Source organism: Paraglaciecola algarum (genome assembly GCF_021532655.1).
GTDB lineage: Bacteria > Pseudomonadota > Gammaproteobacteria > Enterobacterales > Alteromonadaceae > Paraglaciecola > Paraglaciecola algarum.
Genome location: NZ_JAKGAS010000002.1, coordinates 331,593 through 345,613 on the forward strand (window position 1 = coordinate 331,593; position 14,021 = coordinate 345,613).

The 14,021-nt window shown below is 38.3% G+C and carries 13 protein-coding genes; 6 read left to right on the plus strand and 7 right to left on the minus strand.

The window, feature by feature from the left end:
- Positions 1 to 78 precede the first annotated feature (78 nt).
- Both panB and panC read left to right on the plus strand, forming a co-directional pair.
- Positions 79 to 873, plus strand: coding sequence for a 3-methyl-2-oxobutanoate hydroxymethyltransferase (panB, locus tag L0668_RS04975; protein ID WP_235310973.1), 795 nt, complete (start codon positions 79 to 81; stop codon positions 871 to 873).
- Between the two features lie 11 nt (positions 874 to 884).
- A complete protein-coding gene (gene panC / locus L0668_RS04980; protein ID WP_235310974.1) occupies positions 885 to 1,733 on the plus strand; it encodes a pantoate--beta-alanine ligase in 849 nt (282 codons plus the stop codon).
- 29 nt (positions 1,734 to 1,762) lie between these two features.
- Here panC and panP read toward each other — a convergent pair whose 3' ends face one another.
- Positions 1,763 to 3,364, minus strand: a complete 1,602-nt coding sequence (gene panP, locus L0668_RS04985; protein ID WP_235310975.1) for a pyridoxal-dependent aspartate 1-decarboxylase PanP — start codon at positions 3,362 to 3,364, stop codon at positions 1,763 to 1,765.
- Positions 3,365 to 3,515: 151 nt separating this feature from the next.
- On the opposite strand from panP, the gene L0668_RS04990 reads away from it, so the two are divergent.
- Positions 3,516 to 4,229, plus strand: coding sequence for an EAL domain-containing protein (locus tag L0668_RS04990; protein WP_235310976.1), 714 nt, complete (start codon positions 3,516 to 3,518; stop codon positions 4,227 to 4,229).
- 27 nt (positions 4,230 to 4,256) lie between these two features.
- Here L0668_RS04990 and trmB read toward each other — a convergent pair whose 3' ends face one another.
- From trmB to pdsO, 6 genes are all read right to left on the minus strand, one after another.
- A complete protein-coding gene (trmB, locus tag L0668_RS04995) occupies positions 4,257 to 4,916 on the minus strand; it encodes a tRNA (guanine(46)-N(7))-methyltransferase TrmB (RefSeq protein ID WP_235310977.1) in 660 nt (219 codons plus the stop codon).
- A gap of 37 nt (positions 4,917 to 4,953) precedes the next feature.
- Positions 4,954 to 5,724, minus strand: coding sequence for an ABC transporter permease (locus tag L0668_RS05000; protein WP_235310978.1), 771 nt, complete (start codon positions 5,722 to 5,724; stop codon positions 4,954 to 4,956).
- A complete protein-coding gene (locus tag L0668_RS05005; protein WP_235310979.1) occupies positions 5,717 to 6,667 on the minus strand; it encodes an ABC transporter ATP-binding protein in 951 nt (316 codons plus the stop codon). Before L0668_RS05005 ends, L0668_RS05000 begins: the two co-directional genes overlap by 8 nt.
- A 153-nt stretch (positions 6,668 to 6,820) precedes the next feature.
- Entirely contained in the window at positions 6,821 to 7,450 is a 630-nt protein-coding gene (locus tag L0668_RS05010; protein WP_235310980.1) for a class GN sortase, read from the minus strand.
- Positions 7,402 to 9,627 carry a marine proteobacterial sortase target protein gene (locus L0668_RS05015; protein ID WP_235310981.1) on the minus strand — a complete coding sequence of 742 codons (2,226 nt, stop codon included), beginning with the start codon at positions 9,625 to 9,627 and terminating at the stop codon, positions 7,402 to 7,404. The genes L0668_RS05010 and L0668_RS05015 overlap by 49 nt, the downstream gene beginning before the upstream one ends.
- A 42-nt stretch (positions 9,628 to 9,669) precedes the next feature.
- Complete coding sequence (gene pdsO / locus L0668_RS05020) at positions 9,670 to 10,389, minus strand: sortase-associated OmpA-like protein PdsO (RefSeq protein WP_235310982.1); 720 nt, start codon at positions 10,387 to 10,389, stop codon at positions 9,670 to 9,672.
- Between the two features lie 198 nt (positions 10,390 to 10,587).
- Between pdsO and pdsR the strand changes: the two genes are divergently transcribed.
- The 3 genes from pdsR (at position 10,588) to L0668_RS05035 (ending at position 13,972) form a co-directional block, all read left to right on the plus strand.
- Positions 10,588 to 11,280 (plus strand): proteobacterial dedicated sortase system response regulator, encoded by a 693-nt coding sequence (pdsR, locus tag L0668_RS05025; protein ID WP_235310983.1) that lies wholly within the window; start codon positions 10,588 to 10,590, stop codon positions 11,278 to 11,280.
- A gap of 52 nt (positions 11,281 to 11,332) precedes the next feature.
- Positions 11,333 to 13,492: a proteobacterial dedicated sortase system histidine kinase gene (gene pdsS, locus L0668_RS05030; protein ID WP_235310984.1), complete on the plus strand. Its 2,160-nt coding sequence runs from the start codon at positions 11,333 to 11,335 to the stop codon at positions 13,490 to 13,492.
- Between the two features lie 72 nt (positions 13,493 to 13,564).
- Entirely contained in the window at positions 13,565 to 13,972 is a 408-nt protein-coding gene (locus tag L0668_RS05035; protein ID WP_235310985.1) for a CBS domain-containing protein, read from the plus strand.
- The last annotated feature ends 49 nt before the right edge of the window (positions 13,973 to 14,021 follow it).

Genomic DNA, 14,021 nt, shown 5'->3' on the forward strand with positions numbered 1-14,021 from the left:
TATAAAATATCCGTATAGTGCGCGTACTTGATAGCAATTACAGTAAACGACTAGGCATCAACAACTGAGGTAAATGAAATGAAGAAAGTAACTATTTCTACCTTGCTTAAAATGAAGCAGGAAAAACAATTAATTACTGCCTTAACAGCTTACGATGCTAGTTTTGCAAAGCTTTTTGATGAACAGGGTATCGATCTTTTATTAATAGGCGATTCATTGGGCATGGTATTACGTGGCGATGATGACACCTTAAGTGTCACAATCGAAAACATGGCCTATCATACTCGTTCAGTTAGGCAAGGTGTTGAGCGAGCTTTTGTAGTAGCTGATATGCCATTTATGTCTTACTCCACCCCTGAGCAAGCTTACTTAAATGCCGCTGAATTAATGCGAGCAGGTGCCAGCATGGTGAAAGTGGAAGGTGGAGCTTGGCTACTTGAGACCATTAAAGGTTTGCAAGAACGAAGTGTACCGGTTTGTGGCCATTTAGGTTTAACTCCTCAATCAGTGCATGTTTTTGGTGGATTCAAAGTGCAGGGTCGAGACGACCTGCAAGCTGAAAACATTCTAGAGCAAGCCAAACAATTGGAACAAGCTGGTATTCAATTGTTAGTTTTGGAATGTATACCAACTGATTTGGCTGAGCAGATCTCTTTAGCTTTGAGTATCCCAGTGATTGGCATTGGCGCAGGTGCTAAAACAGATGGTCAGATTTTAGTCATGCATGACATGTTTGGTATTAGCGCTAATTATATGCCTAAGTTTTCAAAAAACTATTTATCTCAAACCGGTGATATACGAAAGGCCGTTCAACAATATATTCAAGAAGTACAAGAGGGCGAGTTCCCAAGCGCGGAACATAGTTTTAATTAAGGTTGTTTTACATGAAATTAATTAGCGATATCACAGATTTGCGTATAATTAGGCGTACTTGGCAAGATGATAGAAAGATGATTGCATTTGTTCCCACCATGGGAAATTTGCATCAAGGCCATTTAAACCTAGTTAGAGAAGCAAAAAAACATGCTGATATCGTGGTTGTGTCCATATTTGTCAATCCAATGCAGTTTGGTCCAGATGAAGATCTAGATGCATACCCTAGAACTTTAGAAAACGACAAGTCGCAATTAGAGGCCCTAGGCGTAGACGCTTTATTTATGCCTAAAGCTAGCGATATTTATGCCCGCGGATTGGAACAACAAACATTTGTCGAAGTACCGGGTTTGTCTTACATGATATGTGGGGCTAGTCGTCCAGGGCACTTCCGAGGTGTGGCAACCATCGTTTGTAAATTATTCAATATGGTTCAGCCCAATTTAGCCTATTTTGGAGAAAAGGATTTTCAGCAGTTACAAGTCATTAAAGCGATGGTGACTGATTTATCCATGAACCTTAAAGTGTTTGGTGTGCCTACTACACGCGAAGAAGATGGTTTAGCCATGAGTTCACGAAACCAATATCTAACTGATGTAGAGCGTAAGTTAGCGCCAACTTTATATAAAAAGATGCAAGCCTTAACCGCCGAAATTAAGCTCGGTCGTAGGGACTTCACACGTTTAACCGCTGAGTATAAACAGCAACTAGCTGAACTTGGCTTTAATCCAGACTATTTGGAAATTCGAAGTAGTGAATCATTGTTGCAACCAAGCCATGAAGATACACATTTAGTTTTATTGGCTGCGGCATTTTTAGGTAAAACTCGTCTGATTGATAATCTACAAATCTCACTTTAGGTTTTCAAAATTTTCAAGAGCTAAGCTTTTTAGGTAGTTAAGCTCAGCCAAGTTTGTGTTTCCAGTGCGATAGAGACTTGTTCATCTAGTATATTTTGCAAGTCTAATTCTGTAGTCAATGGATTGGCTAATACCACACGAAACACGGTAATAGATTGCTCAGGGTATTTTTCAATTTGTAAACGTGTTCTAGACACAAAGGATTTACCCGCCTCTCGTTGCCTTTTTTGCACAGCCACAGTAAGTTTGTCTAATTCAATATTTAAAGCATGGGCTATTTTGGGGTTTTTGCTTAATTTACTTTGAACCTTTTCTGGAACAATTCGATAGGTCAGTAAAGACAAAGTAGGTGATGTGACTAATTCGAACTCTTTATGTTGTTCGATCATCTTGGCAAATAATTGAGCTTTTTGAATACTTTGATTAATTAATAACTCATAGCCTTTTCTACCGAAAATGTGTAGAGAAGCATACACCATCATGGCCATACCATTACGCGAGCCTTCAAGAGTAGTGGCTCCTAAATCTTTTGACCCTGCTCTTAATATATATTGAGCATGATGACGTACCGCATTACTATCGTTTGGATCTTTAAATAAAACCATACCTGCGCCCATAGGCACATACATTTGCTTATGAGCATCTAAGGTTACAGAATCAGCCTTCTCAATACCTTTTAAAAGTTTATTATGTTGTTGAGAAAACAACGTGGCTCCACCCCAAGCAGCGTCAACATGAAAATGACAGCCCAGCTCTTGGGCAACATCAGCCAATTCATCTAATGGATCAATATGTCCTGTTTCAGTGGTTCCTGCGATACCGACTATGGATAAAGCTTTATTACCTTCTTGCTGGTATTGCTTGCCCACTTTAAGCGCTTTTTCTGCAGAAAGAGTTTGTGTGGGGCAATCAATTGTAAGCATTTGTTGGCGGCCTAAGCCAAGAATATCGACTGCTTTTGATAAAGAGTAATGACCACGTTTAGAAGAAATAACACCCAATCTTTTATAGCCGTGATGCATCATCCCTGCTGCCATCCCCTCTTGGGCAATCCCTTGGAACTGAGGTGTAGCAGGCAAAGCTTTGTTTCTGGCAACCCATAAGGCGGTGATATTGGCCACGGTACCACCCGAACAAAAAGCACCTAGAGCATGATTTGCACTGTGTAAATAGGTGCTATAAAAATCGCTAGATTGTTTATAAACCAATTCATGCATCATGCCTAAAACCTGTCTTTCCAATGGCGTGAAGGCTTTTGAAGTCTCAATCTTAACTAGGTTTTGATTTAATCCTACTAGTAATTTAGCTAATGGCAGATGGAAGTATGGTAACGCTGACGTCATATGCCCTATGAAAGTTGGAGAATAAGTATTGACCGAATTAGCAACTAACTTTTCAAGTAAGGTTTCAGCATGTTTAGACACAAACTCAGGCGCTTCAGGAACGGCATACTCTGCGAAACTTTTTTCGATTTGCTCTAAAGAATTAACTTTGGTCACAACATGTTGTGATAAAAAGTCAGCTAGATTATCTGAAAGGTGTTTTTCAATTTGTGCAAGTTTAGAATCTTGCCCTTCGGGCATAGTAAATACTTTATATAAGTGTTCTAAACTAACTTCAGCTCCACCCACTCTAACTACCTTTTTGAAATTTCAAGTCGCGAACTTTACCCTAAATATAGCCTGAGACCAACTGTTCAAGCAAAACCTGCATACTTGTATGTGGTAATTGTGAAGCTTTTGTTATATTTTTGAATAAAGCACATAAATAAACGATTGAATAATGCAAGTAACTGAAGTTACGGAAAGTTTTAGTTTAGACAGTGTCGTTCCTTTTTTTCAGCCAATTATGGACTTAAACCATAATGCGGTTTGGAGTTATGAATGTTTAGCTAGGCTAATGACAGTAGAGGAACGAGCATGTTTGCCTAGTGAATTTTTGTATTTAGTTGAAAGGCAAGATTTGGTCGCTGAATTCACTCAAACTATATTCAATCGAAGTGCAAACTATTTCAGAGACATTAATATGGCTTGGAATATAAATGTAAGTTTGTCAGATATATCCGATACCACTATTCATCAGTTTCTATTAAACGCACTGAGAAGTTATCCCAACCCACAACGCATTTCTGTTGAAATAACCGCTCAAAACGCGCTAACCGAAGTTAATAAATTTTCAGCATTTTCTGACATTTGCCAGCAGTTGGGTGTAAAAATAGTGATTGATCATTTTGACCAAAGTACTAGTGATTTAAAGGCCATCTTAGCTCTGCCTATTTCTGCGGTTAAAGTCTCAGGAAACTTCTTAGAACAGGCGACAAAAGATGTAGAAAGTGCAAATCTAGCAAAAGATTTAATAAACCAATGCGCAGAAAACAATATAGTGGTTGTGGCTGAACATATTGAACAAAAAAGCACATTGGATGCGGTTCAAAGTTTGGGCGTGCAATACGCCCAAGGCTTCTATTTTAGTCAGCCAAAAGCTTCTGCAGAATAAGAGTTCTTATTCATAATTAGCTTAAAATTAATCTAAGTCAGCAATGAGCTGCCAGCTTTTTTGTCCACTTAACCAATACTTTCTTTCGAAAGGTGTAATAGCTGGATGACTAGAGTATTCATTCACTTGATTATTAATTTTTGCCAGCTGTAAAGCTAAAGAAAATTCTTGGATGTACAACTGCCAATTACTTCTGACTTCAAGTTGTCCACCTAATTTTAATATATCGGTAAGGGCAGATGTGGCATACCAGCGCCTTTGCAGATGAGCTGATTTGGGATAGGGATTAGGGTATAACAGGTAATGTTTGTAGAGTTTAATATTTTCAAGAACTAATAGTCTTAAAAAGTCATTGAGGTCCGCTCGTATAATCAGATAGTTGTCCAAGTTAGCTGCATATGATTGGTGTTTGTCTGTACGTAGTGCTGATTTATCAATTCCAATTACTCTTGCATCAGGGTGATCTTGTGCAATATTTGTAGTGCTTTCACCGACACCACAACAAGAATCAAGTATTAACTTGCCTTGCCAGTTATCTAGCCATTTCAAGGTCTGGTTAAATGCAGTTTTGGTATGGTCTGAAAAAGGCTTTTGACTAATCGAGCGTAAATGACGTGTCACTACTTTTTCGAGGTTTGGATGTAATCCCACCTGATTAGTACTAATGGAGCGAGCTTGATTTTGCATATATATACTTTAATAATTTTGAAACATTAAGGTCAAATTAGCTACGGATGCCAACACCACGATTAATCAGAGAGTAAGCCCAGCTAATTAAAATAATATTAAAACCAACCAATAAGCCAAGTGAAATATAGTGGTTAATATCTGACTCACCTAAAAATCCATATCTAAAGCCATTTACCATATACACAACTGGATTAATTTTACTCACGCTTTGCCAAAATTCAGGTAATAAACTTAACGAATAAAATACCCCGCCTAAATAGGTTAAGGGAGTCAGTACAAAAGTAGGCACTATGCTTATGTCGTCAAATGAATTGGCATAAACAGCATTTATGAGACCAGCAGTAGCGAACAAAATCGCGGTAAGTAATAAAGTAACAATTATCATGGCGAAACTATGAATTTGGATATCTACAAAAAACATGGATACACAAGTTACTATTATCCCAATTATTAAGGCTCGAGCGACTCCACCACCAACAAAACCTGCGATAATAATCCAATTGGATACTGGGGCAACTAGTAATTCTTCGATGTTTCTTTGAAATTTGGCACTGTAAAAAGAAGACGATACATTCGAGTAAGAATTTGTGATGACGGCCATCATAATTAAACCAGGTACGATGAATTCCATGTAACTAAAATTACCCATTTGACCAATTCGGTTACCGATTAAATTGCCAAAAATAACAAAGTATAATGACATAGTGATCGCCGGCGGGATCAGGGTTTGTACCCATATGCGTAAGAAGCGTTGGCATTCTTTTCGCCAAATGGTTAATAGTGCAACCCAATTAAGATTATTCATTAATTTTTTCTCCAACGGCGGACTCTTTTGTTACGCGCCCAGATTCAACCATCCTGACAAAGAGTTCTTCCAATCTATTTGACTTATTACGCATACTTAAAACTTGAATGTTTTGTTGTGATAGTTGTTCAAATACCGTATTTAGACTGTCCTCTTTAGGCACGTCTACCTCTATTGTATGCGGGTCAACTAATCGAGTTTCGAAGCCACTCAATGATAAAGAACTAATGTTCTTAGATAGGTCTAAAATAAAGGTTTCAATATTCAGAGTTGCTAATAGAGACTTCATGCTCGTATTTTGTACTATGCTGCCTTTATCGATTATCGCTATGTTTTTACATAACATTTCTGCTTCTTCTAAATAGTGGGTGGTTAAAATAATCGTCACCCCTTGCTTATTTAACTCTTGCAAAAAACTCCACATAGAACGACGGATTTCAATATCTACACCAGCAGTAGGTTCGTCAAGAATAAGCATTCTAGGATTATGCATTAAAGCCCTAGCTATCATTAGTCGTCGTTTCATGCCGCCTGACAGCATTCTTGCAGCGTCATTACGTTTATCCCACAGGTCTAATTGTTTTAGGTATTTTTCTGCTCTTGGAATCGCTTCTTTTTTAGGTACACCGTAATAACCAGCTTGATTTAACATGATTTGCCATAGAGGTTCGAACTGGTTGAAGTTAAACTCTTGAGGAACTAAACCAATACAAGATTTTGCTTGAATAGGCTGCTCTTCTAATGAATATTCAAATATATCAACTTCACCAGCAGACTTGTTTACCAATGAGCTGATAATGCCTATTGTGGTAGATTTGCCTGCACCATTAGGGCCGAGTAGAGCAAAAAAATCTCCCTGTTTTACCTCTAGGTTGATCCCCCGTAATGCTTGGGTACCACCTTGGTAAGTTTTAGTTAACCCCTTAATATTCAATGCATTCATTCAATTAACCTTGCTGACTTAATTTGATCCAATAGCTAAAAACCTTATTAGTATACATACGTACTTAAGGTTTAATAAGCTATGTAGAGGAGTTAGTGTAGCTAGATATTGAGTTAATTAGGCGTTTTTCAAGTATCTACCAAGGTATTCTGGCTAAATCGCCACGGCTTTTACTATGTATCTATGGGTTGGGTTTGGCACTAAACTATCGAAGGGATAACAAGTAATTAGGGTGAGTGCTTTGGTTGAATAATTTAAATTTGAGCTCTCCTCATCGTCATATAAATACTCCACTTGTGATTGGTGTGCAATTCTTAAACTTGAAACCTTAAATGGTTGTCGACCTTCAGTGGTTTTGACTTCAATTACATCGCCTTTTTGGATGTTTTTTAGTTGATTAAATTGTGTGTCTCTATGCCCTACTATGACACTGTTGCCCAATTTGCCCGGTAATGGAGTGGCACTAACATGTGTCGGAGCAAATGCCAAGTTACGGCCACTTGCGCCAGCTAACACATACCAGCTGCTATCTTTAATAATTAATTCAGCTACAGGAAATGTGTCTGCCCAAGGCCAAGGTGCCTGCTGTTGATGAGAACTTAGATTCTTATTCCAAGCTTTAGCAATTAGATATTGAGCTAATTCGGCTTTAGCAAAAATATATAATCCAGCAGAAAATTGATAAATACCCAGCCCTAGCACTAAGGCAAGCCATTTATACTTAACAAGTAAACTTAAGCACCACGAAATGCGGTTTTTCTTTTTGTAACTATAAGTATGCATAGTGATAACCCTATTAAAATTAGTCCAATTAGTAGTTTCAATTCAGCGTCAGTGGCTGTTTGAGGGAGTTTACCCACGAATTGTCTTTGTCGATTTTTAGATCCAGCGGGAGGCTGGTTGGGTATTTTGGTGTTTTTGCTATTAATGGTATGTGACTTAGTAGGTGTGATATCTACAGCCACTAAGCTGGTGTACTGGCTAACAATGTGATGTTCTAAAGCCGTTTGGGTGATCATAGATTGATATTCATCTTGCACAGTAACTGAGTTGTTAGCAGAGATTGATGCATGGCGTTTATCTCGGGTTAACTGGGCTATTTTTTCCCTCGCCCACAACACGTTTAGGCCAGATTGTCTGGTCGAGCTAGTAGATTGAGTATGACTTGACCAAGGTTCATTTTGGTAGATGCCAGACAAGGTTATATCGGCTGTAGATTTGTTTGAGAATACTAGTTTTGGCATATTGGCTTGTTGACGATAACTAACAATTAAAGGTTCTCCTATATAAAGATCACTAAGGATATTTGGATAAAACTCAAAATGCTGGTTATTGGTCAATACATGAGAGCCTACTTTCAACTCTAAATCGGTTATTGCAGGATGTTTAAGTTTGTTCAATAAGGTCAACATCTTGTCTTTGACCTGAGTCGTCGCGCCAATATAAGTGAATGTACCTTTGCCCATTTTGGCGGCTTCAGTCATAAAGTAGCTGTTTGGCGCACTGCCTATGCCCACGGTAAATAGTCTTGAATCACCGAGTTTATGTTTAATCAAGGACATCAGTGATTCTTCATTGGACACACTGCCGTCTGTAATGAATACAATTTGACGTAAACTTTGGTATTCAAATTCTTGATTGGTATTAACTTGTTGATTTTTAGTATTAAAAGCTAAGTTAAATGCTTTTTTCATGTGGGTGCCGCCATTCGCGTTAAGCTCGGAGACAAACTCGATGGCTAGGTTTTTGTTGATGCTGTTGGCAGGCAAAGGGGTTTTCCAAAGATTCTGTGCATGATTATTAAACTCAATAACATTAAAGCTATCGTTTTCGGCTAATTGCTGAATGGCTAATATCAATGCTTGTTTAGCCTGCACTATGGATTGCCCTTCCATAGACCCTGAAGTGTCTAATACAAATATCAGTTCTCTATTTGTGTGTTTAGCCGCTTGTTGGTTATTTTGTTTGGGCTTAGGTGGTAACAACATTATTAAGCCATATTCCTGTCCGTTTACGTTTTGTTTGAAATGAGATATTTGTGGGTGTTCAACTAATTCTGGCTGCCAAGTTAAAACAAAGTCTTTATTAGCTACCGCATCAGGTGTTAATTCAATATGGCGACTACCATCTGAAAGTCTTTTTGTGCTGACTGGATGAAATTCACTCTCCAAGTTTAATAATTCAAATCCTGTTTTTAGGTTGACCCTTAAATTGGTATTTCGCAGTTTTGTGTTGGTATTCTCAGGGTGATAGCTAGGCTCAACTGCTAGTTGAGCTGTTTCAGTATCATTTGGGGTATATCTAGGCGTCATTGTCATAGGAAAACGTAAACTATATTGTTGATCTTGATAGGTAAGCGTTTGTTGATATTCTATGCTGACTTCTATTGTTTCGTGTGGGCCAATATTGGCAATAGCATTAGAAAACATATTTGGCCTAAGTTGGCTAACTAAGCTGGCTTTTTTACCCTCGGCTTTAGCTTGATTAAATATCTTTAGCGCTTGTTTTTTCTCTTTGATTTGTCCTTCAATTTTACGATCTCCTACTGTGATCATCAGGTGATCCACCGCAGCATTTTCAGGTAGTGGAAACACATACAAAGCATTCACCCAATCTTCACTAGCATTTTTAAAACGCTGGGTTAAACGTGTACGGGCAATCATGCCAGTCACTTTAATATCAACGTCGGTTTTTAATAATGGGCTAAGTGTTTGTTCAGATTTTGGATTGGTGCCGGCGGAGTCATCTGCAGTAAAATATAAGCTCCCTTGTTGAACTTCTTGTTGGTTGGACACCTGCAAGTTTTTCAAAGGTTCTGTTTTAATCGATTGCAGATGGGCATTGGTGTGCTTGTTGTTAGCTTTGTTGGAAAAGGCAGGCACTGCAAACTGCAGTGCCTCCATAACAATTATCGCAATCATAGCTAACGCAATGATTGCCAGTTTTTGAATAGAAGGCATGTTAGCTAATCCTTAGATTGAAACATTGAGTAACCGTGAAATTTATTGATTGGCGGCCGTCATAGCCGATTGGTCATCGGATACTTTTACGTGTACCCTACGGTCAAAAAAGTCATCTTCAAAATTCGCTCCTGCACTGACTAGTGATGATTCTCCATATGAGTTTGTAAGTACTTGCTGTTTTCTTACGCTTTTATTTAAAAGATACGACTTTACTGCTTTAGTTCTTTTCTCTGACAAAGACTGGTTAAAATCATTGTCACCTCTTTGGTCAGCAAAACCAGATAAGTTCACTGTTAACTTAGGATTTTGTTTAAGTGTTTGCGCGACTAAATCGAGTTGAGACTTGTAATGATCTTCTAATACATAAGATCCTGTTTTAAATTGAATGTTGCTTTCTAACTCAGGAGTATTTTGTGCCAGTGCGCGATCTAATGAGGCAATTTTAACCATAGCGACTTGTTTGGCTTGTTCGAACCTGCCCGTTGCCGCAACTAGTTCATCTTCCGTTTGGCGTAAAGATTGTTTAACTAGTTTTAGTTCCTTGTCTGAATTTACATCCTCCGCTATTAATAAGCCAATTATACCAGTTACCATACCACCAAGAGGTCCAGCGATAAGAGTGCCAACTACTACACCTGAACCTAGGCCAATCATCTCGTTTTCTTTTTGTTGCTCTCGTAGGTCATTGGCCAATACAGAGCCAGATAGCAAACAAGTAATAGCAACAGCAGTAATTTTTTTGTTAAGTGATAATTTCATTTTGTTTCTCCAAAAGAGGTTGTTGATTAATTCCTCTCTAGTAAACAAAGATTTAGTGGCAACTTTTAGGACAAAAAATGGCAATGTAGCGATCAAATGTGGCGAAAAAATGGAAATTTGCTTGATTAGGCTTTTGATGGGTTATGGGTTGCTTTTTTTATTATATAGTCGGGCTATCAGTTTTTAGGAAAACCTTAGATGTCAAAACGAATTGCCTTAGTAGAAGATGACCAAGCGCTCAGAGAAAACTATATTTCAGCTTTAACAAAGCAAGGTTATGAAGTTTTGCCTTATGCTAATAGGAAAAGTGCAGAACAGGCTTTTGCTGAAAAGTTACCTGACTTGGCAATCATAGATATTGGTTTAGAAGATGAGATAGACGGTGGTTTTGCCGTGTGCCAGCAACTCAGAAGTTTATCTAAAACCTTACCCATTATATTTTTTACAGCCAGAGATAATGATTACGACACTATATGTGGTTTAAGAATGGGGGCAGATGATTATTTAACTAAAGACATAAGTTTGCCGCATTTATTGGCGCGAATTGCTGCATTGTTTAGGCGTACCGAGTTACTGGGTTTACCTCAACAACAAAGTGATACCGTGCAAACTGGCGAGTTAACCATGGACGCTAAACGCATGACAGTCAGTTGGAAAGGGCAACCCATTGAATTAACAGTAACCGAGTTTTGGATGTTACATGCCATTGCTAAATATTCTGGTCATGTCAAAAGTCGTCAGCAATTAATGGATGAATCAAAAATGGTGGTGGACGACACAACCATCACCTCCCACATTAAACGTATTCGTAAAAAGTTTATGCAAATAGATACACAATTTGATTGTGTGGAAACTGTATATGGTATGGGTTACCGATGGAAAAATTGTTAAACATGCTTGACCAAATTACAAATAACACCTGTTGTATAGCAGGTGTTTTAGCATGAATAGAATTAGATTTGGCATTCGCCTAAAGTTATTGTTTTTTTCCTCATTTTTATTGGCTATCCCTTGGTTAGGCTATCAATATGTATGGGAAATGGAGACTTATTTACGTATCGGTCAAGAGCAAACTATGGTGGGAACTGCACGAGCAGTAGCCACTGCTTTACATGAACGCCCAGCTTTATTCGATAGTCAGTCTTCGTATTTAACTGACGTAAAACCAGGTACTGATCTGTATGCTCACAAAATAGCTTTTCCTATTCAATTAGATGGAAAACTAGATGACTGGTTAGATTATCAGCACCTCACCATGGAATACGCTGAAGGTCACTTGTTTAAGCATAAGCAAGCTTATCAACCTGAAAGCTTAACGTTTAAACATATGGTTGGGCAGTACGGAAAATATCTTTATGCCATGTTCGATGTCACAGACGATACCGTATTGTTACGGCCACAAAATAGTTTACGTATAGACAGGAATGACTATTTGCAAATTGCCATGACTGACGCCTCAGGTCAGTTTCAGCGGTATGCTGTTGCCCCAAAAAGTGAAGGGTGGGTAAACGCTTACTTACTAGAAGGCGTCGACGATAAAGTTAGGCCCATAAAACTAGAAACTAAGATTCAAGGCCAATGGCGCAATACCAATCGTGGTTATCAATTAGAATTGCGGTTTCCTTTAGCTATGATGTCCAGCAAAATTGCATTTGCAATAGTCGATGTAGACGATAACAACAGCCGTGATTTTAAATATGTATTAGGCACGGCAGATCCCACAAAAGTAGACTTTTTGGGTACGGTTTTAGTACCGTCACCAGAAATAGAAAAAATACTTAAAGGCTTAAAATATTCTAGTGCTCGGGTGTGGGTGGTGGATAAACATATGCGAGTATTAGCTCGCTCTGGAAATATTCAAGATGCAACAGGTGTAAAAAACAATATTGAATATCAAGCTCAAACAGGCTGGTGGCGATATATTGAAAGTAACTGGTTATTGCCATTGTATTATCAAATATTAACTAAACCTCCTGCTGAGTTTGTTGATGATTTACGTGACGCATTTGCCTTGCAAGGGCAAGACATAACCAAAGCTTTGCAAGGCGAACCATCGTCTTTATGGCGCTTAAGTTCAGATAATAAAGCCGTGATCATGTCTGCGGCTCACCCAATTTATTTAGATGAAACCGTAATGGGCGCGGTGGTGGTAGAGCAAACCACCAATGGTATTCGCACTTTGCGTAATAAAGCGTTAGAGAGCCAGTTTAACTATATTTTGTTAGTTATTTTAATCAGTACAATTGCATTGTTTTTGATGGCTTCGCGAATTTCTTGGCGCATCCGTCAATTAAGTCATGCTACTGAAAGTGCTATTGATTCAAATGGAAAAATTATTAGTACAATTAAGCCAGTTACTACACGGGATGAAATTGGTGATTTGTCTCGTAGTTTTGCCAATGTATTAGGTCGCCTGAGCCAATATAATACTTACTTAGAGAATATGGCTTCTCGTTTATCTCATGAGTTGCGCACTCCAGTGGCTATTGTTAATTCTTCTTTGGATAACCTGTCTCTGGAAGAGCAAACGGAAGATAGCAAACAATATGTAGCAAGAGCTAAACAGGGGATCACTCGCTTGAGCCGTATATTAACTAACATGAGTGAAGCTACCCGTTTAGAACAAGCTATTCAAAGTAGTGAATTAGAAAGTTTTGATGTAGAAGATTTATTGAATGGGTGTGTTGCAGGTTATCGGATGGCCTATGGTGACCGAAAGTTTGATATACAAATATCAGTATCTAATTCAGAACTTCAAGGTTCGCCAGAATTGTTTGCACAAATGTTAGATAAAATCATCGCTAACGCAGTGGAGTTTAGCCAGGAAGGTTCAACCATTAAATTACAAATGCTTAATAGTGATAAAGGTGTCATTCTGACAATAGTTAATCAAGGAAGCTTATTGCCTGAGGATATGCAATCTCAGCTTTTAGATTCTATGGTTTCAGTTCGCAAGCAAAAAAACTCAGAGGAACCTCATTTAGGTTTGGGCCTGTATATAGCAAAAATAATTGCTCAATTTCATCAAGGTGAGATAAGAATAAATAATCTTAAAGATAAATCTGGCGTGGTAGTGACGTTAATTTTTAAATGCTATAAGTAATTTTACCACTATACAGTTTCCTAAAGTAAGGTAACACTGCTTTGTGGTAAACAAATTTAATAGGAAAATAACATGATCTCAGCAAGTGTAGCGGAATGTATGAGCAAAGATTTTGCCAAAATTCATCCGACAATGATGGTTGCAGAGGCTTCAGCTAATTTAATTAAAAAAGCTTTATTAGGTGGCCCAGTTGTAGACACAAGCGGTAAATTAGTTGGATGGATATCTGAGCAGGAATGTTTGCAAGTTACCATACAAGTTGTGTATCACAATATGCGTGTCGCTACAGTGCAAGACGTTATGCAAACTGAAGTATTGACTGTACCACTTAACGCAGATTTGTTGGATGTGGCGCAACAAATGTTACAAGCTAAACCTAAAAGTTACCCAGTTGTAGACGAGAGCGGCAAGGTAGTGGGCGTATTAACCCGCCGAGACATTCTAAAAATGTTAGATAAAAAATTAGGTGAAATGGCTTAAGCCATCAATCTTTTCAGTGCATTCAAAATCAACCCTGCTTAGCCTTCGG

Bases quoted from the DNA above. Each gene is read 5' to 3' on its own strand.
- L0668_RS05000 (WP_235310978.1), bottom strand. From the start codon at position 5,724: ATGAATAATCTTAATTGGGTTGCACTATTAACCATTTGGCGAAAAGAA.
- panC (WP_235310974.1), top strand. From the start codon at position 885: ATGAAATTAATTAGCGATATCACAGATTTGCGTATAATTAGGCGTACT.
- pdsS (WP_235310984.1), top strand. From the start codon at position 11,333: ATGAATAGAATTAGATTTGGCATTCGCCTAAAGTTATTGTTTTTTTCC.
- panB (WP_235310973.1), top strand. From the start codon at position 79: ATGAAGAAAGTAACTATTTCTACCTTGCTTAAAATGAAGCAGGAAAAA.
- L0668_RS05010 (WP_235310980.1), bottom strand. From the start codon at position 7,450: ATGCATACTTATAGTTACAAAAAGAAAAACCGCATTTCGTGGTGCTTA.
- pdsO (WP_235310982.1), bottom strand. From the start codon at position 10,389: ATGAAATTATCACTTAACAAAAAAATTACTGCTGTTGCTATTACTTGT.
- trmB (WP_235310977.1), bottom strand. From the start codon at position 4,916: ATGCAAAATCAAGCTCGCTCCATTAGTACTAATCAGGTGGGATTACAT.
- L0668_RS04990 (WP_235310976.1), top strand. From the start codon at position 3,516: ATGCAAGTAACTGAAGTTACGGAAAGTTTTAGTTTAGACAGTGTCGTT.
- L0668_RS05035 (WP_235310985.1), top strand. From the start codon at position 13,565: ATGATCTCAGCAAGTGTAGCGGAATGTATGAGCAAAGATTTTGCCAAA.
- L0668_RS05005 (WP_235310979.1), bottom strand. From the start codon at position 6,667: ATGAATGCATTGAATATTAAGGGGTTAACTAAAACTTACCAAGGTGGT.
- L0668_RS05015 (WP_235310981.1), bottom strand. From the start codon at position 9,627: ATGCCTTCTATTCAAAAACTGGCAATCATTGCGTTAGCTATGATTGCG.
- pdsR (WP_235310983.1), top strand. From the start codon at position 10,588: ATGTCAAAACGAATTGCCTTAGTAGAAGATGACCAAGCGCTCAGAGAA.